Consider the following 22,015-nt stretch of genomic DNA (forward strand, 5'->3'; position numbering starts at 1 on the left):
CCAATTTATGGACACTTTTAGATCCCCATAACGGTTATGACAGACCTTGGTGCTGTGACGAATGTTGGATAAGGCGGGGGGCGACGGATTGGGAACAGGCACTCCCGCGCGCGTGCGGCAAAGCTACCGGAATGCGCCGGGGAGGGCAAACGACAGTCGTCGGTGGTGCTGGCACTTTGAATGCCGCCAAGGCATGCTAGCCCGTCCGCGGGCCCCTGGGTCCGGGACGCCCCGTCAGCTGCCAGTCGAGCAGTAGCAGCAGGAACGCAGCCGTGCCAGCCAGCCCCCTCCCCCCAGCCCCGCGCGAGCCAGGACAGCCCCTGCCCGGCGCCCCCACGCGCCGCTCGGTCAAAGGCCTGCTGATGGGGCTGGTGCTGCTGATGCTGGCCCTGCTGCTCTGGCAACTGCACCAGGAATACCGGCAGCTCCAGGGCGGCGCGCGGGACCGCAATTACGCCCTGACCCACGAACTGGCCAGCCACCTCGAACTGGTCATGCAGCTGAAGGCGGACGCGGTGCTCGCCCTGCTCCGCCAACAGGCGGCCGATGCCCGGCAGGAAGACCAGCGCCTGGCGGCCCTGGACCTCTTGCACCCCCTGCTGCCATCCGTGGGCAGCCTGGCCTGGCTCAACCCCAATGGCGGGCTGCTGGCCGACACCCAGGCCGATAGCGACGATGCACTGTTCCTCGCCAGCCTGGTGCAGCGCAGCGAAGGCGAGACCTACCACTACGCGTTCAGGGCCCACGGCCGAGGCGAGGTCTACCTGGTCGTGCGCCAGTCGCCATTGCCCGAACCGAGCGGCTACTGGGTCCTGCGCATGGACGCGGAAACCATCCGCGCCTGGCTGCTCAAGCACAAAGACCGCGACTACCGCTGGCTGCTGGAAGACCACGTCCTCCAGCGCGTGCTGGCCAGGAGCAGCAAGGCCGGCCAGCCCGGCGCCATCATCATGCCGGTGACCGCCGAGCAGGAGGCGCAGACCATCCTCGTAGCAAGGCTCGCCCACAGCGACTGGCAGGTCCGTGCCCTGCACGACGAGCGCCAGGTGCGTGCCAGCCTGCTGCCCGAGCTGCTCAGCAAGCTGCTGCTGTTCCTCATCAGCGCCAGCCTGGCGCTGATCGCGCTCTATTACCTGCAACGCGAGCAACGTGGGCTGCACGCACTCAACGATGCCTCGCGGCGTTCCCTGCGCCAGGCCGCCAGCGCCCTCGGGGTGATCGAGGAGCGGGTCCTGGCGACTCGGGTGGACGGCAGCCTGAGCTACCTCAACCCCCAGGCCGAAGCCATGTTCGGCATCCGCGCCGACGGCGCCCAGGACCACCACCTGCTGGCCTTGCTGCCCGGCCTCGACCCGCTGCTGCTCAATGCCCCCGGCCTCGACCACGACCTGGGCTCAGACCTGGTGCAGTTCGAGCGTAACGGCGAGCGGCGGCTGCTGGCCGTCACCCGCAACGATCTCAACGATGGCGCCCAGTTGCTCGGCTACGTCTGGGTGCTGCGCGACGTCACCGAGGAACAGCGCGCCCTGCGTGTGCTGCAGGAAACCCGCCGCCGCTACCAGGACATCTTCGAGGGCAGTGGCATCGCCCTGTGCGTCCTCGACCTCGCCGAACTGCGCAAGTACCTGATCCAGGAGGGGGCGCGCGACAAGGAAAGCCTGTCCGCCTGGATCAGGGCCAATCCCCATCGCCACCCCGAGCTGCTGCGCCTGTTGCGCATCACCGAGGTCAACCAGGTGGCCATGCGCCTGCTGGAAGTCGGCAGCAGCGAGGAAGCCTGGCGGCAGCTGATCGGCGCCCGGCCGGTGCATGAAGGCGGCATCCGCTTCCAGCTGATGGCCGCGCTGCTGGGCGCCGGCAGGCACCTGGAGATGGAGAGCCGGATCGTCACCGGCCAGGGCCGGGAACGGCATATCTGGCTGGTGCTGCACCTGCCGGACCTGATCCAGGACCTGGAAGCCGTGACCCTCAGCATCAACGACATCACCAGCCGCAAGCAGGTAGAGCTGTCGCTGATCGAGCGCGAACGTTTCTGGTCCGACGTGGTGCTGGCGGTGCCCGACACCCTCTACGTGCACGACATCGTCGGCAAGCGGGTGATGCTCACCAACAACCGCCTCGCCCAGCAGCTGGGCTACAGCCGCCGCGACATCTACCGGATGGGCGAGCGCTTCTGGGAGGAGGTGCTGCATCCGGACGACGCCGAGCAGTACTGGCGCGTGCGCAGCCTGCAGCAAGTGGTGGGCGATGGCCTGCTGCTGCAATGCCAGTTGCGCTGGCGCCACAAGGACGGCAGCTGGCACTGGTTCGACATCCGCGAGCAGGCCCTGGCCCGCGACGACAAGGGCCGGGTAAGCCGCCTGATCGGCGTCGCCAAGGACATCACCGAACAGATCGAAGCCGCCGAATCCATGCGCGAGAGCGAGCGCCGCTACCGCATGCTGGCAGAAAGCATCAGCGACGTGATCTTCACCACCGACAACGAACTGCAGCTCAACTACGTCAGCCCATCGGTGCTGCCGGTGCTGGGCTACAGCGCCGAGTGGACCATCGCCCACGGCTTCAACGGCATGGCCGCCGACCCGCGGCAGATGGCCACGCTGTTCGAGCAGCTGGAACAGATCCGCAACGCCCTGGGCAACCCGCAGCGCCTGGCCGACCTGCGCAGCCAGATGCCTTCGCGCCTGTTCCTCTTCGACTGCATGCGCGCCGACGGCCAGAAGATCCCGGTGGAACTGCGCACCATGCTGATGTGGGACGAATACGGACGCTTCGAAGGCATGCTCGGCGTCGGCCGCGACATCAGCCAGCAGCGCCGCGCCGAGAAGGACCTGCGCATGGCGGCGACGGTATTCGAGCACTCGACCTCGGCCATTCTGGTCACCGACCCGGCCGGCTACATCGTCCAGGTCAACGAAGCCTTCTGCCGCATCACCGGGCACCAGGCCAGCGAGGTGCTGGACCAGCTGCCGTCCATGCTCACCGCCGACCGCCAGCAGGCCAACCAGCTCAACTACATACTCGGCCAGCTCAACCAGCGCGGCAGCTGGGAGGGCGAGATCTGGCTCAAGCGCCGGGTGGGCGAGAACTACCCGGCCTGGGTCGGCATCACCGCGGTGCACGATGAGGACGGCGACCTGGTCAGCTACGTCTGCTTCTTCAGCGACATCAGCGAGCGCAAGGCCAGCGAGCAGCGCATCCACCGCCTGGCCTACTACGACGGCCTGACCCACCTGCCCAACCGCACCCTGTTCCAGGACCGCCTGCACACCGCCCTGCAACACGCCGAGCGGCACCAGGAATGGGTGGTGCTGATGTTCCTCGACCTCGACCGCTTCAAGCCGATCAACGACTCCCTCGGCCACGCCGCCGGCGACCGCATGCTCAAGGACGTGGCGGTGCGCCTGGCCGCCTGTGTCGACGAGGACGACACCGTCGCGCGCATGGGCGGCGACGAATTCACCCTGCTGCTGCAGCCGCGGACCACCCGCGAGGGCGCCCTGAACCGGGCGATCCACGTCGCCGAACAGATCCTCGCCAGCCTGGCCCGCCCCTTCATCCTCGAAGGCCGCGAATTCTTCGTCACCGCCAGTATCGGCATCGCCCTCTCGCCCCAGGATGGCCGCGAACTCAGCCAACTGATGAAGAACGCCGACACCGCGATGTACCACGCCAAGGAACGCGGCAAGAACAACTTCCAGTTCTACCAGGCGGACATGAACGCCCGCGCCCTGGAGCGCCTGGAACTGGAAAGCGACCTGCGCCACGCCCTGGAGCAGGGCGAATTCCTGCTCTACTACCAGCCGCAGTTCTCCGGCGACGGCAAGCGCCTGACCGGGGTCGAGGCCCTGCTGCGCTGGCGCCATCCCAAACGTGGCCTGGTGCCGCCGGGCGAGTTCGTCCCGGTGCTCGAAGAGCTCGGGCTGGTGGTCCAGGTGGGCGACTGGGTGCTGAACGAAGCCTGCCGCCAGCTCAAGGCCTGGCACCAGGGGAAGATGCGCCTGCCGAAGATCTCGGTGAACATCTCCGCCCGCCAGTTCGCAGACGGCCAACTGGCCGAGCGCATCGCCGCCATCATCGAAGACAGCGGCCTGCCGCCGGCCTGCCTCGAACTGGAGCTGACCGAGAGCATCCTGATGCGCGACGTGGCCGAGGCCATGGACATCCTGGAGAACCTCAAGCGCCTGGGCCTGTGCATCGCGGTGGACGATTTCGGCACCGGCTACTCCTCGCTCAACTACCTCAAGCAGTTCCCCATCGACGTGCTCAAGATCGACCGCAGCTTCGTCGACGGCCTGCCCGACGGCGAGCGCGACGCCCAGATCGCCCGCGCCATCATCGCCATGGCCCACAGCCTGAACCTGGCGGTGATCGCCGAAGGCGTGGAAACCCACGCCCAGCTGGGCTTCCTTCGCGAGCACGGCTGCGACGAGGTGCAGGGTTACCTGTTCGGCCACCCGGTGCCAGCGGCCCAGTTCGAGCGCCTGTTCGGCACCAGCGCCAATTTCATCCTCAGCTGAAGGCCGCTCCGCCGCCCCGGGGAACTGCAGTTGTAGGAGATTCGTGCGTAGGGTGGAAATCCCTGTGGGGATTTCCACCATCGGTGCCTTGCACGACCTCGATGGTGGATAGAACAGCGCTATCCACCCTACAGGGCTCGTGTCGGCTTCGGCATCTTGAGCTCCATTCGTCCATCCCATGACCGACCTTCATATGCCAGCCTGCGACCGATCAGGTAGAATGCGCGACTTTCCCCTGCACCGATCCTTAAGAGGACCGCCATGTTCAGCCGTGATTTGACCCTCGCCCGCTACGATGCCGACCTGTTCGCCGCCATGGAGCAAGAAGCCAAGCGCCAGGAAGAGCACATCGAGCTCATCGCCTCCGAGAACTACACCAGCCCGGCGGTGATGGAAGCCCAGGGCTCCGTGCTGACCAACAAGTACGCCGAAGGCTACCCGCACAAGCGCTACTACGGCGGTTGCGAGTACGTCGACATCGTCGAGCAACTGGCCATCGACCGCGCCAAGGAGCTGTTCGGCGCCGACTACGCCAACGTCCAGCCGCACGCCGGTTCCCAGGCCAACGCCGCGGTCTACCTGGCCCTGCTCAATGCCGGTGACACCATCCTCGGCATGAGCCTGGCCCACGGCGGCCACCTGACCCACGGCGCCAGCGTCAGCTCCTCCGGCAAGCTGTACAACGCCGTGCAGTACGGCATCGACGCCAATGGCCTGATCGACTACGACGAAGTCGAGCGCCTGGCCGTGGAGCACAAGCCGAAGATGATCGTCGCCGGCTTCTCCGCCTACTCCCAGGTCCTGGACTTCCCGCGCTTCCGCGCCATCGCCGACAAGGTAGGCGCCTACCTGTTCGTCGACATGGCCCACGTGGCCGGCCTGGTCGCCGCTGGCGTGTACCCGAACCCGGTGCCCTTCGCCGACGTGGTCACCACCACCACCCACAAGACCCTGCGTGGTCCCCGTGGCGGCCTGATCCTCGCTCGCAAGAACGAAGAGATCGAGAAGAAGCTGAACTCCGCCGTATTCCCCGGCGCCCAGGGCGGCCCGCTGGAGCACGTCATCGCCGCCAAGGCCGTGTGCTTCAAGGAAGCCCTGCAGCCCGAGTTCAAGGCCTACCAGCAGCAGGTCCTGAAGAACGCCCAGACCATGGCCCAGGTCTTCATCGAGCGCGGCTTCGACGTGGTTTCCGGTGGCACCCAGAACCACCTGTTCCTGCTCAGCCTGATCAAGCAGGACATCACCGGTAAGGATGCCGACGCCGCCCTCGGCCGCGCCTTCATCACCGTGAACAAGAACTCGGTGCCGAACGACCCGCGTTCCCCCTTCGTCACCTCCGGCCTGCGCATCGGCACCCCGGCGGTCACCACCCGCGGCTTCAAGGAAGCCGAGTGCCGTGAACTGGCCGGCTGGATCTGCGACATCCTGGAGAACATGGGCGACGAGTCCGTGATCGACGCGGTTCGCGAGAAGGTCAAGGCCATCTGCGCCAAGCTGCCGGTTTACGGCAAGTAAGCGACAGCGCAATGAACAAGCCCGGCGAATGCCGGGCTTTTTCTTGGGCGTGTGGATTGGTAATCCGGCGTAACGCTGCTTCGTATTCGGGTGCTCGGCTCATTGCCCAGTGGGCGTCGGCTTTCTGTTTCGCCCTCCCGGGCGACTCCCTTTTGCAATCGCCCAAAAGGAAGCAAAACGCTTGCCCCGGCATCCGGCCCGGCTACGCCGGGTTCCCTCCTTCCATCACTGTTCCAGGGGCACGGCGCGAAGGGCCATCCATGGCCCTGCGCGCCTCTCGCGGCATCCATGCCGCTCATCCCCTTGACTCGCTACGCTCGCCCTTCGGGCCAGCCTGCGGCTGTTACTCCGCTGCGCTTCGTTTCACAGCGACTCCACTCGGCCTCCTGAAGGGGCGGAGTCGCCGCCCCACCGCTTTCGCACAGTTTCAGATCGCTGTTGGCTTCAGGATGGTTTGTGCCTCGCCGGCGCGCGTCACCCCTCGCCCGCTTGCGGGAGAGGGGCCGGGGGTGAGGGATACATCCGACCGCACAAGGCCAGATGATTCCAATCACACAGCGCACCACCACACTCTGTGATTACCCGCCCTCAGGCTATCCTTACAGCGCACGCACCGCCTTGATCCTCTGCCACACCTCATCAACCCGCGCCTTCTGCTCCGGCGTCAGGCGCTCCAGGAAGTACAGGCGCTTGCGCTCGGCCTGGTCGGGCACCAGCGCCGGCTGCTCCTGCGCCAGGCGAACCATCTCGGGGTGGTCGGCGGCCAGTGGCGAATAGAAGCGCGACGCCAGGGCATTGCGGCGCGCATTGCCGGGTTCGAGCAGGTAGTCGACAAAGCGGTAGGCCAGGTCCGGCCGCGCCGCATTGGCCGGAATCGCCAGGCTGTCGATGAACACCAGCGCACCCTCGTCAGGAATCCGGTAACGCAGCGCCGGGTTGCGCTCCGCCGCCGTCAGGGCATGGCCGACCCAGGCCATGGCCACGCAAAGCTTGCCGCCGGCAAGGTTGTCGACGTAGCGGTCGTTGTCCAGGTTGCGCACCTGCCCCTGCATGGCCTGCAACTGTTCACCGGCCTGGTCGATCTGGCGGGTGCCGCCCAGGCTCAGGTTGCGCCCGCGGTAGTTGAGCCAGAGCGACAGGGTTTCCTCCGGTGCATCCAGCATGCCCACACCGCACCCGGCCAGCCGCCCACGCTGCTGCTCGTCGAAGAGCACGCTCCAGCTGTTCGGCAAGGGGCCGCCGAAGGCAGGCTCGGCCAGGGACGGGTTGCTCACCAGGCCCACCGAACCCCAGAGATAGGGCACCACGTAGCGATTAGCGGAATTGAAACCGGCGAGCATGGCCAGCAGCGCAGGGTCCAGGCTGGCATGGTGGGGCAGCCGGGCGAGATCCAGGGCCTGCAGGCGCTTTTCCCCTATCAGCCGGGTGAGCTGGAAATGCGAGGGCACCACCAGGTCGTACTTCGCCGGTCCGGCCAGGGCCGCGTCCAGTTCAGCGGCGGTGCTGAAGGTGTCGTACTCGACACGGATGCCGCTCTCGTGCTGAAAGGCAGTCAGCACCTCGGGCTCGATGTAATTCGTCCAGTTGTAGACCCGCAGGACCTCTTCGGCATGCGAGAGCCCCGCCAGGGCCGATAACAGCAACAGGCACAACGTCTTCTTCATGGCTCCCTCCGCCCTGCTCCCATGAGGGCTGAAAGGGATTAGAGGCATCGCGGCCGCCGCTGTCATGGCGCTGGCTGCCAGACGCTTGTGCCTGGCTGCCGGAATGCCGCTTTCATGAACGCGTCGACAGTTTCGCTACGCCGCCGGATATGCCCTGGAAAAAGAAAGCGCCACGACAAGGCGTGGCGCTTCGATCTGGCGGTGGACAGCTCAGCAACAACGCACCGGCCTTCCCTTGCCGCCGCCATAGCGCGCCTCCTGCCGCTCACGGAAGAACGCCTCGTAGGTCATCACCGGCTGGTCCGGGTGCTTGCTGCGCATGTGCTCGACGTAGTTGTCGTAGTCGGGCATGCCCACCAGCATGCGCGCCGCCTGCCCCAGGTACTTACCCATGCGGCTGAGATCATTGAACATGCGAGCCTCCTCAGGCTTCCGGAATCGGCTGGAAGGGCGATTCCTTGTCCGTACGCTCCGGCTTCATCCAGGCGTTCCTGCCCACCTTGAAGGCGTAGAACAGGACGCTCAATACCACGAAGAGGAACAGCGCGGTCAGGGTCGCGTTGGTGTAGGCGTTGAAGATCACATTGTGCATCTGGCCGATGTCCTTGGCCGGGGCCAGGATCTGGCCGGCGTCCAGGGCGTCGCCGTACTTCTTGGCCAGGGCCAGGAAGCCCACCGCCGGGTTCGGGTCGAGCAGCTTGATCATGCCCGCGGTGGTGGTGCAGATCACCAGCCACACGGCCGGCAGCAGGGTGACCCAGACGTAGCGCTGGCGCTTCATCTTGATCAGCACCACGCAGGACAGCAGCAGGGCGATACCCGCCAGCATCTGGTTGGAGATACCGAATAGCGGCCACAGGGTGTTGATGCCGCCCAGCGGGTCGATCACGCCCTGGTACAGCAGCCAGCCCCACATACCCACACAGCCGGCGGTGGCGATCACGTTGGCGGTCCAGGATTCGGTACGGCTGAGGAACGGCACGAACTCGCCCAAGAGGTCCTGCAGCATGAAGCGCCCGGCGCGGGTGCCGGCATCCACCGCAGTGAGGATGAACAACGCCTCGAAGAGGATCGCGAAGTGGTACCAGAAGGCCATGGTGTTCTCACCCGGCAGCACCTGGTGGAGGATCTGCGCGATGCCCACAGCCAGGGTCGGCGCACCGCCGGCGCGGGCCAGGATGGTGTGTTCGCCGATGTCCTTGGCGGTGGCCTCCAGCACCTCGGGGGTGATGGCGAAGCCCCAGTTGCTGACCGCCGCGGCGACGGCGGTGACGTCACCACCCACTACAGCCGGCGGGCTGTTCATGGCGAAGTACACGCCCGGATCGATCACCGAGGCGGCGACCATGGCCATGATGCCGACGAAGGACTCCATCAGCATGCCGCCGTAACCGATGTAGCGGGCGTGGGATTCGTTCGCCAGCATTTTGGGCGTCGTACCGGAAGAAATCAGCGCATGGAAGCCGGACACGGCACCACAGGCGATGGTGATGAACAGGAAGGGGAACAGGGCGCCCTTCCACACCGGCCCGGTGCCGTCGACGAACTGGGTCAGCGCCGGCATCCTCAGCTCCGGCATGGTGATCAGGATGCCGATGGCCAGGGCGATGATGGTGCCGATCTTGAGGAAGGTCGACAGGTAGTCACGCGGTGCGAGGATCAGCCACACCGGCAGCACCGCGGCGACGAAGCCGTAGCCGATCAGCATCCAGGTGATCTGCACGCCGGTGAAGGTGAACGCCGGGCCCCAGACCGGGTCGGCAGCCACCTGGCCACCGAGCCAGATGGAGAACAGCAGCACCGCGACGCCCACCACCGAGATCTCGCCGATGCGGCCCGGGCGGATGTAACGCATGTACAGGCCCATGATCATGGCGATGGGGATGGTCGCCATCACGGTGAACATGCCCCATGGGCTTTCGGCCAGGGCCTTCACCACGATCAGCGAGAGCACCGCGAGGATGATGATCATGATCATGAAGGCGCCGAACAGCGCGATGGTGCCGGGGATCTGGCCCATTTCAGAACGCACCAGCTCGCCCAGGGAGCGGCCGTTACGCCGGGTGGAAATGAACAGCACCATGAAGTCCTGCACCGCGCCGGCCAGGACCACCCCGGAGATCAGCCAGAGGGTGCCGGGCAGGTAGCCCATCTGCGCGGCGAGCACCGGGCCCACCAGCGGGCCGGCGCCGGCGATGGCGGCGAAGTGGTGACCGAAGAGCACGTGCTTGTTGGTCGGCACGTAGTCCAGACCGTCGTTGTTCAACACCGCGGGCGTGGCGCGGGTGGGATCGAGCTGCATCACCCTGTTGGCGATGAACAGGCTGTAGTAACGGAAGGCAACCAGGTAGATGGCGACGGCGGCTACCACTATCCACAAGGCGTTGATCGCTTCGCCACGGCGCAATGCAACGACGCCGAGCGCGCAGGCGCCGACCACGGCCAGCGCAGCCCAGGGCAGGTGGCGCAGGACGCTGTTGTTATCGTTCATAGGAAGCTCCGAATGAATAAACAAACAGGCTTGCAAAAGTTTAGTCGCTCTGCGGCCCTGGGGAATCGGACCGGTATCTGGATTGGACCTTTCAGCGACCGGGGGTTAGAAAAAAGCCGGGCATGGCCCGGCTTTCTTATGCGTTGATGCGCTTAGCTCGGCTGCTTGGCATAGCGAGCCAGCTGCTGGTCGCGACTCATCACATCCAGAGTAGCGGCGAGCACCTGCTCCCCGGTCACGTCCGGTGCGGAGAAGATGGTGGAGAAATTGGCCTGGGTGACCTGGGCGAAATGGGCGCGGTCGCCCTGCTCGATGCCCAGCAGGGTGGCGTAGGCATCCAGCGCCTCACCCTTGCCCTGGGCCATGTCCTCGGCGATGTTGTCCAGCATACCGTTCATGGCCAGCCAGGAGCGGCCGCCGTAGCCGATGCGAACACTGGAATCGCAGCCGTTGGTCCCGGAGGTCAGGCCGAAGGTGGCGTTGCCGGAGGTGCCGTTGGTGGTGGTCGCCAGCAGGTGGGGAGCCAGACCGCGTTGGCCCTCGAACAGCATGTTGCCCCAGCCGCAGCCCTTGCCTCCGGCTTCATCGGCCTGCGCCGCCAAGCTGGCTGCGCCCAGCAGCCCGACGATCAACCCCTTGCTAAGCAGTCGCTTATCCATATTTGCGCTCCGCATGTATTTATAGAAAAACCGCCTAAGCAGCTTTGGCGACGGTTGAGAAACTGTCAAACCTGTCTGGATGCGCGCTTGCCGGCACAATCGAATGCGGATGTAATTCGCTGCAATCCGGGTCAGTTGCCCCAAGGAGCCCGCCCCAGAGCGCGTCGAATCCATGCCCGTCTCCTGCCGCCGCGCCTTCCTCGCCCTGTTCCTGCTCTTCGCCGCCGGCTGCCGGCCGGAAGTGCCGCCCACACTCGACCAGCAGGTGTACATCTGGCAACGGCAATGGCAGCCCACCCATGCCGACGCCCTGGCCGCCAGCCACGCCGATTTTTCCACCCTGCGCGTGCTCGCCGCCCAGGATCACCCCCGGGCCGGTTGGTCCCGCATCCGGGTAGACACCGAACTGCTCAAGGCCGACGGCCGCCCGCTGGTCGCCGTGGTACGCCTGGATGGCCAACTGCCGGAACTGGACCTGCAACGCGCACGCACGGACATCCTCGCCCTGGTCAGGCATTGGCGCGCCCAGGGGCTGGCCATGCAAGGCCTGGAGATCGACCACGACTGCGCCAGCGCGCGCCTGCCGGGCTACGCCGCTTTCCTTGCTGAACTGCGCCGGGAACTACCAGCCGGCTTGCGCCTCAGCATCACCGCCCTGCCCGCCTGGCTCGACAGCCCTGGCCTGCCCGACCTGCTGCGCCAGGTGGACAGCAGCGTGCTGCAGGTCCACGCCGTCGAGGCCCCGCGGGATGGGCTGTTCGACCCGGGCAGGGCGCTGTCCTGGGCGCGCCGCTGGAGCGATCTCGGCGAGCGTCCTTTCCAACTTGCCCTGCCCGCCTACGGCGTCGCCCTGGTCAATGGCCGGGTAGAAAGCGAAAGCCCCCTGGCGATCGCCGGGGAGCGCCGCGAGCTGCAGGCCGATCCGCAACAACTGGCCGAACTGCTCGCCGCACTGCGCCAGGACCGCCCCAGGCGCCTGAGCGGCATCGTCTGGTTTCGCCTGCCGCTTGCTGGCGACCGCCGCGCCTGGCCCCTCGCCACCCTCAAGGCGGTGGCCCGGGGCGAGGCCCTGTACGCCGACATCCAGCCGCGCATCCGCCAGCAGGGGCCGCTCCACGAACTGGCCCTGGCCAACCTGGGCACCATCGGCGGGCCGCTGCCGGAGCGAATCGAGCTGCCGGCCCAAGGCTGCGAGGCCGCCGACGCCCTGGCCGGCTACGACCTGCAGCGCGACGCCGGGCGCCTGATATTCATCCGCCACACTGACGGCCAACTGCCCGCCGGCCAGCAGCGCGCCCTGGGCTGGGCCCGCTGCCAGCACCTTGATCAAGGAGGATCCCGTGTCTACCCCTGAACGCCGCCATCGCCTGGCACTCGCTGTCGCCTTCTGCCTGCCGGTGCTCAGCGCCCAGGCCTGCGGCCCGGAATTCCCCCTCAGCCTGCTGGATGACCGCGCCCAGAGCCTGGCCGAGCTGCCCGAGGGCAACTTCGCCTTCGAGGTCGCGCGCCTCGGCAAGCCCGTGCCGGGCATCGGCCAGTCGGGCGACGCCACCCTGGCGCCGTACTGGGACGGCAGCAGCGAGCAATACGTCCAGCAGCGCGACGAAATCGAACAGAAGGAACTGGGCGATGCGCTCTACCAGCAGGTCAAGCGCCTACGCAGCCTGACCGACGCCCGCCAGGTGGAGGACCAGGGCCTGGACCTGCCCGCCGAACTGCGCCTCTATACCGCCGGCGCCGTGGCCTTCGGCCAGGCCGATTACGTCCTGGCCAGCGACTACTTCCGCCGCGTACTGGAACTGCCGCCGGAGCAACGCCGCCTGCGCAGTACCTGGGCCGCCTATTCCCTGGGCCGCGCCCAGGCCGGCCTCAGCCGCCCCGAAGGCGTGCCCGCCGAGGAGACCCAGCGCAGCGAGGAGGATCAGCGGCTGTTCGTCCAGGAAGCCGCGCGGGCCGCCACGGAAGCCTTCCGGCAGACGCGCCAGCTCGTCGCCCAGGGCTATGCCGACCCGCTGGAGCTGGGCATCGCCAGCCTCGGCGAAGAAGCGCTGCTGGCCCACCAGGCTGGCGACTGGGCCACGGCCATCCGCCTCTATGCCAGCCAGAGCGCCCACCAGTCCACCACCGGCTACAGCTCCCTGCGCCAGCTGTCCGGCGAGCTGGCACGCCTGCCGGACGAGCAACTGGTCCCGCTGCTCGCCCTGGCGCAAGTCCAGCAATTGCTCACCGCGCAACTGCTCAGCCGCATCGGCTGGTACAACGACCAGCGCCCGAACGATGAGCAGCACCTGGCCGACCTGCTGCTGGACAACGCCGGCGCCGACCTCGCCAACGCCGATCGCCTGGCCGCACTGAGCTATCAATACGGCCGCTACGACAACGCCGCGCGCTTCCTCGACAAGGCCGGCGACAGCGGCCTGGCCTGGTGGCTACGGGCCAAGCTGGCCCTGCGCGACGGCGACGCCACCCGCGCCGCCGAGGCCTACGCCAAGGCCGCCCGTGCGTTCCCCGCGGAGGAGGACTGGGGCTACCGGCGCACCGCCAACTGGGACTACGAAACCGTCAAGCCACGCTGCCGGGTGAACGGTGAGAACGCCATCCTCTCCCTCCAGCGCGGCGACTACCTGGACGCCTTCGACCTGCTGCTGCGCAGCGACGACATCTATTGGTGGGACGCCGCCACCGTCGCCGAGCGGGTACTCACCCTGGAGGAACTCAAGGGCTATGTGGATGCCAAGGTGCCGGCCGCCAAGCCGCAGACCGAAGCCGAGCGCGAGCGTTACCAGCCGCGCCCGCCGGCCGCCCGATTGCGCGACCTGCTGGCCCGGCGCCTGCTGCGCGAAGGCCAGTACGCCGAGGCGCTGCCCTACTTCGACAGCGATGCACTACGCGATGCCGCCCGCCGCTACGGCCAGGCGCGGATCGATGGGGAGAGTCGCTGGACCTCCGCCGGCCGCGCCGAAGCGCTCTACCAGGCGGCGGTGATCGCTCGGGAACAGGGGATGGAACTGCTGGGCTACGAGATGTCACCGGACTTCCAGAGCCTCGGCGGCGCCTTCGCCCTGCGCCAGGTCGGTCCGCAGGAAGCCGGCGGGCTGCTCAGTGCCGACGAGGCCAAGCGGCAGAACGCCAGCCTCGCCCAACCCAACAGCCGCTATCACTACCGCTGGGTCGCCGCCGCATTGGCCGGCCGCGCCGCCGACCAGTTGCCCCACAGCAGCCAGGCCTTCGCCGCCGTGCTGTGCAAGGCCAGCGGCTGGCTGCTCTACCGCGACCTGACGGGCGCGCGCGCCTACTACCGACGCTATGTGGAGGAAGGGCCCTATGTACCCTGGGCGGCCAATTTCGGCCAGGACTGCGAAGCGCCGGACTTCGACGCCGCCGCCAGGCGTGTCCGGGAAGAACGTGGGCAATGGCTGCGAACCCGCCTGCGTCCGTACAAATACCTGCTGGCTGGCGCCCTGACCCTCGGCATCGCGATCTGGTTGCTCAGGCGCCGCCGGGTCGCCTGATCGGGCCCGCCAGCCTTGTCTATAGTGGTTGAAACTTCGCAGGAGCATGGACATGAGTGAAACCGCCAACGAACGTCGGCGCTTCCACCGCATCAATTTCGACGCCGCCACCGAAGTCGCCCAGGGCGACAAGTGCTGGGCGGTGGAACTGCACGATGTGTCCCTCAAGGGGCTGCTGGTGATGCGTCCTGCGGATTGGGCGGGCGACCCGGCGCACCCCTTCGAGGCCTGCATCAGGCTCAGCGACGAGATTCAGGTGCGCATGGACGTCGACCTGGCCCGTGCCGAGGGCAACCAGCTCGGCTTCATCTGCCGCCATATCGACCTCGATTCCATCAGCCACCTGCGCCGGCTGGTGGAGCTCAACCTGGGCGACGAAGAACTGCTGGAGCGGGACCTGGCGGCACTGGGGGAGCAGTAGTTTCCAGCGGCCCTCACCCCAGCCCTCTCCCGCGAGCGGGAGAGGGGGCCGCAGGTGCAGCCCCGTAGGGTGGGCTTCAGCCCACCATCGGTGTCTTGCCTAGCCTCGCTGGTGGATAGAAAAGCGCTATCCACCCTACACGGCTGACGCGGCACCGCCTTGTAGGAGCGAATTCATTCGCGAAAGCGGGGTTTCCCCTTACTCGAACAAGGCGTCCAGCGCCTGCTCCAGCCGGGTCACCGCCACCACCTCAAGACCGGGCGGCGCTTCCTTGGGGGCGTTGCCCTTGGGCACGATGGCGCGTTTGAAGCCGTGCTTGGCCGCCTCCTTCAGGCGCTCCTGGCCGCTGGGAACCGGACGCACCTCGCCGGACAGGCCGACCTCGCCGAACACCAGCACATCGTGGGCCAGGGGCCGGTTGCGCAGGCTGGAGATGATGGCGGCGATCAGCGCCAGGTCGGAGGCCGTTTCCAGCACCTTGACCCCGCCCACCACGTTGAGGAACACGTCCTGGTCGTAGGTGGGGATGCCGCCGTGACGGTGCAGCACCGCCAGCAGCATGGCCAGGCGGTTCTGGTCCAGGCCCAGGGTGACGCGGCGGGGGTTGGCCAGGTGACTGGTGTCCACCAGCGCCTGCACTTCCACCAGCATGGGTCGCGAGCCTTCCCAGGTGGCCATCACCACGCTGCCGGGCACCGACTCCTGGGCCCGGGTGAGGAAAATGGCCGACGGGTTGGAAACCTCCTTCAGGCCCTTGTCGGTCATGCCGAACACGCCCAGCTCGTTGACCGCGCCGAAGCGGTTCTTCACCGCGCGCAACAGGCGCAGGCGGCCGTCGGACTCGCCCTCGAAATACAGCACGGTGTCCACCATGTGCTCCAGCACGCGCGGGCCCGCCAGGGCGCCTTCCTTGGTCACGTGGCCGACGAGGAAGATCGCCGTGCCGCTCTGCTTGGCGAAGCGCACCAGCAGGGCCGCGCTCTCGCGCACCTGGGCGACGCCACCCGGGGCGGACTGCAGTTGCTCGGTGAAGATGGTCTGGATGGAGTCGATCACCATCACCTTGGGCTGCTCGACCCGGGCGGTGGCGATGATGCTTTCGATGCAGGTCTCGGTCATCACCTTGAGCTTGTCTTCCGGCAGGCCCAGGCGGCGGGCGCGCATGGCCACCTGCTGCTGGGACTCCTCACCGGTGACATAGAGCGCGGGGAAACGCGCGGCGATGTTGCAGAGGGTCTGCAGGAGGATGGTGGACTTGCCGATGCCGGGGTCACCGCCGATCAGCACCACCGAGCCGTCCACCAGGCCACCGCCTAGGACGCGGTCAAGTTCGGTGGACGCGGTGGAGAACCGCGGCATCTCCTCGACACTGACTTCGGCCAGGGTCTTGATCTGCGCCTGCTGGCCAGCCCAGCCGCCGCGCCCGCCGGACGACGCGGCGGCGCCCTCCAGCACGGTTTCCACCAGGGTGTTCCAGGCCCCGCAGTCGGCGCACTGGCCGGCCCATTTGGGGAAGGTGGCGCCGCACTCGGTGCAGCCGTACATGCGCTTGGCCTTGGCCATCAGCGGACTCCGTCGAGAAAACGAAAGCCCGCATGATAGCGGATCAGCCGCCGCAGCCGCCCCCGCAGTTGCAGCACTGACCGCTGGCGCGCCGGCGCTGGCGTTCCAGGTCCTGGCGCAGAGCATCCAGGCGCATCTGCAGGACGGTCAGGCTCGAGCCGTCTTCCGGCTCGCTGCCCTCCTCGACACGCGCAACGCGATCTTTCAGCAGGTCGTACTGCTGTTGCAGGCGCTCAAGGCGCTCGATGGCTTCCCGACGCTCAGGGATGGACGGCGACGCGGACGAAATGTCCGCGCCGGGCAACTGGGTGGTGGCAGGCATGGGGCGGTCTCCGGCTATTGGATGCCCCAGCCTATCGGGCCACCTCCCCGGCCCCGTTGATCCCGGTCAATGCCGAGCTCAGCCCCTGGCTTTCTTGAGCATTCGGGCGATTTCGTCCTTGAGGGCGACCCTCTGCACCTTCCAGTCGTGCAGGGTGTTGTCGTCGAGGGCCTGGTTGCCGTCCTCGACTTCGTAGATGCGCGAATCCAGATCCTGGTACTCCCCCGCCAACCGGGCAAAGTGCGCGTCGCTCTGCAGCAGCGAACGCATGGTGTCCTTGAACTCCGGGAATTCACGGTTGAGCGGGTGATGTTCTAATGGCATGGCAGCGACCCTCCTCTTGCAGCCTCCCTCTCAGGCTAGACCAGGCCCCGGGGCCGGGAAGCGCCGCCTGACGGAAACCTGGCCCGGGCTTGGCACTGTCCATGCAGGCCCCTAGCATGTGCACCCCGCACAAGGAGGTGGCCAGCGCTGGCAGCCTCTGTTCGCTGAATTACACTTCAGCCTTAAAACCAGAACCTCAGGGAGTGAAACATGAGCCTGCTCAGTGAATTCAAAGCCTTCGCCGTCAAGGGCAATGTGGTCGACATGGCCGTGGGCATCATCATCGGTGCCGCCTTCGGCAAGATCGTCTCGTCCTTCGTGGGCGATGTGATCATGCCGCCCATTGGCCTGCTGATCGGCGGGGTGGACTTCTCCGACCTGGCCATCACCCTCAAGGCCGCCGAGGGCGACATCCCCGCGGTTGTCCTGGCCTACGGCAAGTTCATTCAGACAGTGCTCGATTTCGTCATCGTCGCGTTCGCCATCTTCATGGGGGTCAAGGCGATAAACCAGCTCAAGCGCGAAGAGGCCGCCGCCCCCGAGGCTCCGCCGGCCCCGAGCAAGGAGCAGGAACTGCTGACCGAGATCCGCGACCTGTTGAAGGCGCAGCAGAACAAGTAGTCCTGCGGCGCATCGCGGAAAAGATGACGGCGCCTTATCGGCGCCGTTGTTGCTTTTACCTGTAGGGGCGAATTCATTCGCCATGGGTCGCGAAGCGGCCCCCTTGGATTTGCAGGGCGGACCTGCGGTCCGCTTGGCGAATGAATTCGCCCCTACAAGACCTTCCCGACCTACACCATCGGCGTCAGGAACAACCGATTCACCCGCCTTTCCTTCACCTCGATCACCTTGAGCCGCCAGCCCTCGACCTCCAGGGAGTCGCCGGTCGCCGGCAGGCGGTCCAGCAGGCTCATGGCCAGGCCCGCCAGGGTCTGGTAGTCCTCGCCAGGCTTGGCGGCAAAGCCGACGCGCTCGCCCAGCAGGCTCAGGTTCACCGCGCCGCTGACCTTCCAGCCGCCCTCGCAGGGCTCGATATCCATACCGTCCACTTCGCTGGCGTCAGGCAGCTCGCCGGCGATGGATTCGAGGATGTCGGTCATGGTCAGCAGGCCCTCGAAGCCGCCGAACTCGTTGACCACGAAGGCCACGTGGGTCGAGGCCTTGCGCATCCCTTCCAGGGCGCCCAGCACCGACGCGCTTTCCGGCAGGTTCGGCGGGACGCGCCGCAGTTGCTCGATATCCGGATCCTCGCCCTGCAGCAGCTCGCGCAGCAGCTCCTTCTTGTGCAGGTAGCCCAGGGGCTCATCGACGTTGCCGCCACGGATCACCACCAGGCGCGAGTGGGGCGAGCGCAACAGGGCGTCGCGGATGGCCTCGCGCGGTTCCTCCAGGTCGATGCGCTCCACCTCGCCGCGGTGGGTCATCAGCGTGCGGATCGGGCGCTCGGCCAGGCCCAGCACGCCACTGATCATGATCCGCTCGCGGCGGTCGAAGGGCACTTTGCCAACGTCGTTGCCGTCGAACAGATCGGCGATTTCCTCGCCCACCTCCTCGGCCTCCACGCCGCGCCCGCCCAGCAGGCGCAGCACGGCATGGGCGGTGCGCTCACGCACGCTACGGTCGCCCTGGAGCTGGCGTTTGCGGCGCCAGCGCACCAGCTGGTTGGCGGCCTCGATCAGCAGGGAGAAGCCGATGGCGGCGTACAGGTAGCCTTTCGGGATATGGAAGCCCAGGCCCTCGGCGGTCAGGCTGAAGCCGATCATCATCAGAAAGCCCAGGCACAGCATGATCACCGTCGGGTGGGCGTTGACGAAGGCGGTCAGCGGCTTGCTGGCGATGATCATCAGGCCGATTGAGACGACCACGGCGATCATCATCACTTCCAGGTGCTCGACCATCCCCACGGCGGTGATCACCGCGTCCAGGGAGAACACCGCGTCCAGCACCACGATCTGCGCCACCACCGGCCAGAACAGGGCGTAGGTACGACTGCCGGCCTGGCTGTGCACACGGCCCTCCAGGCGCTCGTGCAGCTCCATGGTGGCCTTGAACAGCAGGAACACACCACCGAACAGCATGATCAGGTCACGGCCGGAGAAGCTCTTGCCGAGCACCTCGAACAAGGGCGTGGTCAGGGTCACCAGCCAGGAGATGCTGGCCAGCAGGCCCAGTCGCATCACCAGCGCCAGGGACAGGCCGATCAATCGCGCGCGGTCGCGCTGATGGGGCGGCAACTTGTCAGCCAGGATGGCGATGAACACCAGGTTGTCGATACCCAGGACGATCTCGAGGACGATCAGGGTCAGCAGGCCCAGCCAGGCCGTGGGGTCAAGTATCCATTCCATGGCGGTCAGGCTCTCGGAGAAATATTACGGGCAGGCGCGGACCACGCCTGCTGGCGTTGCGTCGACATGCACGAAGAGTGGGCAGCAGGGCGCTGCGATTCGAATTGGCGCGCGGGGACGCCGTTGGGAAGGGGGGCCGCACCCTGGCGTGCAGGGGGCGGCTTACAACTGTCGCTGTCCATTGGTTTCCGGTTCGGATAAACGGACTGCGAATGCTAGGTCAGAAAATCGCCAGCTTTAAGCCGGAAATCTTTACCAATGATGTATGAAATCTCTTAACGCCTACGGAACAACGGTCTGGGCTCTATCACCGAACGTCCATAGAGCACGCTCACGCCTGCCAATCCCTTGAGCGCATCCTCGGCGGATTTGTCCTCGCGCACGGCAAAGGCATCGAAGCCGCATTGGCGCATATGGCTGAGCTGGTCGCGCAGCACGTCGCCCACCGCCCGCAGCTCGCCGCGCCAGCCCAGGCGGGTGCGCAGCAGGTAGGCCTGGCTGTAACCACGGCCGTCGCGGAAGCTGGGGAAATCGACAGCGATCAGGGGCACGCCGTCGAACAGGGGGGCCAGTGGCTCGACTTCGTCATCCGGAAGAAGCAACAGGCCGTCGCCGCCATCGCGCTCCTGCCAGAGCGACAGCGGCAGGATCAGCGGCCCGGCAGGCAAGGGCTCCTGCGCCTCGCGCACCAGGGTCCAGGGGTCGTCCACCAGGCGCGCCTGGCCGTCCAGCAACTTGATCAGGTTGTTCATGCCGGCACCTCCGCCTTGGCGTAGACCCGTTCCTTGAAGGGCTCCAGGCCGATGCGCCGCACCGTGTCGATGAAACGCTCCTCCGGCTCGCGGTAGGCGCGGAAGGTCTCCACCACCTTCTCGATCACATCCGGCACTTCCTCGGCACTGAAAGATGGGCCGATCACCTTGCCCAACTCGCTGTCCATGCCCTGGGCGCCGCCGAGGGTGATCTGGTACCACTCGCTGCCGCCCTTATCCACGCCGAGGATGCCGATATTGCCGATATGGTGGTGGCCGCAGGCGTTCATGCAGCCGGAGATGTTCAGGCTCAGCTCGCCCAGTTCCTGCAGCGCGGCTCCGTCAGGGAAACGCGCCTGGATCGCCTGGGCGATGGGGATGGACTTGGCATTGGCCAGGGAGCAGTAGTCCCCACCCGGACAGGCGATGATGTCGGTGAGCAGGCCGATATTGGCGGCCGCCAGGCCCTGCTCGCGGGCCAGCAGCCAGAGCGCGTGCAGGTCCGCCTTGCGCACATCGGGCAGCACCAGGTTCTGTTCGTGGGCGATGCGGATCTCGCCGAAGCCGAAGCGCTCGGCCCAGTCCGCCACCGCCTCCATCTGCACGGCGGTCACGTCGCCGGGCGGCACATCGGGCCCCGGCTTGGTGGACAGCACCACGGCGGCATAGCCCGGCACCTTGTGCGGCTGCAGGTTGCGCGCGCACCAGTGGGCGAACCCGGGGTCCTGCGCCAGGTGGCTGCCGAAGCCCAGGTCGGCATCGTCGAGACGCGCGTAGGACGGTGCGTCGAAGTTGGCGGCGACCCGCTGGTACTCGGCTTCTGTCAGTTCGGCGGGGCCGTCCTTCAGGTGCTGCCACTCGGCCTCCACCTCGCGGGCGAAGGCCTCGATGCCGAGCGCCTTGACCAGGATCTTGATCCGCGCCTTGTACTTGTTGTCGCGCCGACCGTGACGGTTGTAGACCCGCAGGATGGCCTCGACATAGGACAGCAGGTGGCGCCAGTGCAGGCCGTCGCGAATCTGCTGGCTGAGGATCGGTGTACGCCCGAGGCCGCCGCCCACCATCACCCGCAGGCGCATTTCGCCGGCATCGTCGCGGTAGAGGTAAAGGCCGATGTCGTGCATCTGCACGGCGGCGCGGTCTTGCTCGGCGGCGCACAGGGCGATCTTGAACTTGCGCGGCAGGAAGAGGAATTCGGGGTTGATGGTCGACCACTGGCGCAGGATCTCGGCCAGCGGGCGCGGGTCCAGCAGTTCGTCGGCGGCCACCCCGGCGAAGGCTTCGGTGGTGATGTTGCGCACGCAGTTGCCGGAGGTCTGGATGGCATGCATCTCCACCTCGGCCAGTTGCTGGAGGATGTCCGGCACTTCGGCCAGTTCGATCCAGTTGAACTGGATGTTCTGCCGGGTGGTGAAGTGGCCGTAGCCGCGGTCGTGCTCGCGGGCGATCCACGCCAGGCAGCGCAGCTGGTTCGACGACAGGGTGCCGTAGGGAATGGCGACCCGCAGCATGTAGGCGTGCTTCTGCATATAGAGGCCGTTCTGCAGGCGCAGCGGCAGGAACTCCTCTTCCGACAGCTCACCGTTGATGCGCCGCGCCACCTGGTCGCGGAATTGCGCCACGCGCTCCTGCACCAGGGCGCGGTCGTAGTCGTCGTAGTGGTACATCGAGGGCTCCAGCAAGGCGGGCGGAGGCGTCACTATCGCCAGCGGGGCCGTGAATAAACAGCGCCAGATCTGACGCAAAAAACCGTATCAGATCAGATTGCCGGGTAGCAGCGAGCTCTGCTCGCGAAGCAGCGTCATTCGCGAGCAGAGCTCGTTCCTACATGGGTGACATCCCGACCAATCTGAGCTCTAAAAAGCCCTACGATCTGAGTCTGTTTCCTTTGCAGCGACCTTTCTAGAGTGGCAACCGCTCAGTCTTC

General features: G+C 66.7%; 16 protein-coding genes. 6 read left to right on the forward strand and 10 right to left on the reverse strand.

Translation table 11 applies throughout. The features are described from left to right. Positions 1 to 272 precede the first annotated feature (272 nt). Both ACFW0H_RS18540 and glyA read left to right on the forward strand, forming a co-directional pair. Positions 273 to 4,520 (forward strand): sensor domain-containing protein, encoded by a 4,248-nt coding sequence (locus ACFW0H_RS18540; protein ID WP_422915330.1) that lies wholly within the window; start codon positions 273 to 275, stop codon positions 4,518 to 4,520. A 261-nt stretch (positions 4,521 to 4,781) separates the two neighbouring features. Next, positions 4,782 to 6,035: a serine hydroxymethyltransferase gene (gene glyA / locus ACFW0H_RS18545; protein WP_422915331.1), complete on the forward strand. Its 1,254-nt coding sequence runs from the start codon at positions 4,782 to 4,784 to the stop codon at positions 6,033 to 6,035. 599 nt (positions 6,036 to 6,634) lie between these two features. Here the strand turns inward: glyA and ACFW0H_RS18550 are convergent. From ACFW0H_RS18550 to ACFW0H_RS18565, 4 genes are all read right to left on the reverse strand, one after another. Then, positions 6,635 to 7,699, reverse strand: a complete 1,065-nt coding sequence (locus ACFW0H_RS18550) for an extracellular solute-binding protein (protein WP_422915332.1) — start codon at positions 7,697 to 7,699, stop codon at positions 6,635 to 6,637. A 210-nt stretch (positions 7,700 to 7,909) separates the two neighbouring features. Beyond that, positions 7,910 to 8,113: a YbdD/YjiX family protein gene (locus ACFW0H_RS18555; protein WP_422915333.1), complete on the reverse strand. Its 204-nt coding sequence runs from the start codon at positions 8,111 to 8,113 to the stop codon at positions 7,910 to 7,912. Positions 8,114 to 8,123: 10 nt separating this feature from the next. Beyond that, a complete protein-coding gene (locus ACFW0H_RS18560; RefSeq protein ID WP_422915334.1) occupies positions 8,124 to 10,190 on the reverse strand; it encodes a carbon starvation CstA family protein in 2,067 nt (688 codons plus the stop codon). 152 nt (positions 10,191 to 10,342) lie between these two features. Further along, positions 10,343 to 10,849: a DUF3015 domain-containing protein gene (locus ACFW0H_RS18565; protein WP_422915335.1), complete on the reverse strand. Its 507-nt coding sequence runs from the start codon at positions 10,847 to 10,849 to the stop codon at positions 10,343 to 10,345. A 172-nt stretch (positions 10,850 to 11,021) separates the two neighbouring features. Here ACFW0H_RS18565 and ACFW0H_RS18570 point away from each other — a divergent pair, with 172 nt between their 5' ends. From ACFW0H_RS18570 to ACFW0H_RS18580, 3 genes are read left to right on the forward strand one after another with little or no spacing between them, the layout of a single operon-like run. Then, a complete protein-coding gene (locus tag ACFW0H_RS18570; protein WP_422915336.1) occupies positions 11,022 to 12,203 on the forward strand; it encodes a DUF3142 domain-containing protein in 1,182 nt (393 codons plus the stop codon). Next, positions 12,190 to 14,361, forward strand: coding sequence for a hypothetical protein (locus ACFW0H_RS18575; RefSeq protein WP_422915337.1), 2,172 nt, complete (start codon positions 12,190 to 12,192; stop codon positions 14,359 to 14,361). The genes ACFW0H_RS18570 and ACFW0H_RS18575 overlap by 14 nt, the downstream gene beginning before the upstream one ends. A gap of 52 nt (positions 14,362 to 14,413) precedes the next feature. Further along, positions 14,414 to 14,782 carry a PilZ domain-containing protein gene (locus tag ACFW0H_RS18580; protein ID WP_422915338.1) on the forward strand — a complete coding sequence of 123 codons (369 nt, stop codon included), beginning with the start codon at positions 14,414 to 14,416 and terminating at the stop codon, positions 14,780 to 14,782. A 198-nt stretch (positions 14,783 to 14,980) separates the two neighbouring features. On the opposite strand, the gene radA is transcribed toward ACFW0H_RS18580, so the two are convergent. The 3 genes from radA to ACFW0H_RS18595 form a co-directional block, all read right to left on the reverse strand. Next, entirely contained in the window at positions 14,981 to 16,345 is a 1,365-nt protein-coding gene (gene radA, locus ACFW0H_RS18585) for a DNA repair protein RadA (protein WP_422915339.1), read from the reverse strand. A gap of 43 nt (positions 16,346 to 16,388) precedes the next feature. Then, positions 16,389 to 16,667, reverse strand: a complete 279-nt coding sequence (locus tag ACFW0H_RS18590; RefSeq protein ID WP_422915340.1) for a hypothetical protein — start codon at positions 16,665 to 16,667, stop codon at positions 16,389 to 16,391. Positions 16,668 to 16,745: 78 nt separating this feature from the next. Further along, entirely contained in the window at positions 16,746 to 16,991 is a 246-nt protein-coding gene (locus ACFW0H_RS18595) for a YdcH family protein (RefSeq protein ID WP_422915341.1), read from the reverse strand. Positions 16,992 to 17,201: 210 nt separating this feature from the next. On the opposite strand from ACFW0H_RS18595, the gene mscL reads away from it, so the two are divergent. Beyond that, on the forward strand, positions 17,202 to 17,612 hold the full coding sequence (gene mscL / locus ACFW0H_RS18600; protein ID WP_422915342.1) for a large-conductance mechanosensitive channel protein MscL: 411 nt from the start codon (positions 17,202 to 17,204) through the stop codon (positions 17,610 to 17,612). 170 nt (positions 17,613 to 17,782) lie between these two features. On the opposite strand, the gene ACFW0H_RS18605 is transcribed toward mscL, so the two are convergent. The 3 genes from ACFW0H_RS18605 to ACFW0H_RS18615 form a co-directional block, all read right to left on the reverse strand. Further along, positions 17,783 to 19,336, reverse strand: coding sequence for a TerC family protein (locus ACFW0H_RS18605; protein ID WP_422915343.1), 1,554 nt, complete (start codon positions 19,334 to 19,336; stop codon positions 17,783 to 17,785). Positions 19,337 to 19,611: 275 nt separating this feature from the next. Further along, complete coding sequence (locus ACFW0H_RS18610; protein WP_422915344.1) at positions 19,612 to 20,088, reverse strand: DUF934 domain-containing protein; 477 nt, start codon at positions 20,086 to 20,088, stop codon at positions 19,612 to 19,614. Continuing rightward, positions 20,085 to 21,755: a nitrite/sulfite reductase gene (locus ACFW0H_RS18615; RefSeq protein ID WP_422915345.1), complete on the reverse strand. Its 1,671-nt coding sequence runs from the start codon at positions 21,753 to 21,755 to the stop codon at positions 20,085 to 20,087. The genes ACFW0H_RS18610 and ACFW0H_RS18615 overlap by 4 nt, the downstream gene beginning before the upstream one ends. Positions 21,756 to 22,015 lie beyond the last annotated feature (260 nt).

The organism is Metapseudomonas cellulosilytica (assembly GCF_049334135.1).
GTDB lineage: Bacteria > Pseudomonadota > Gammaproteobacteria > Pseudomonadales > Pseudomonadaceae > Metapseudomonas.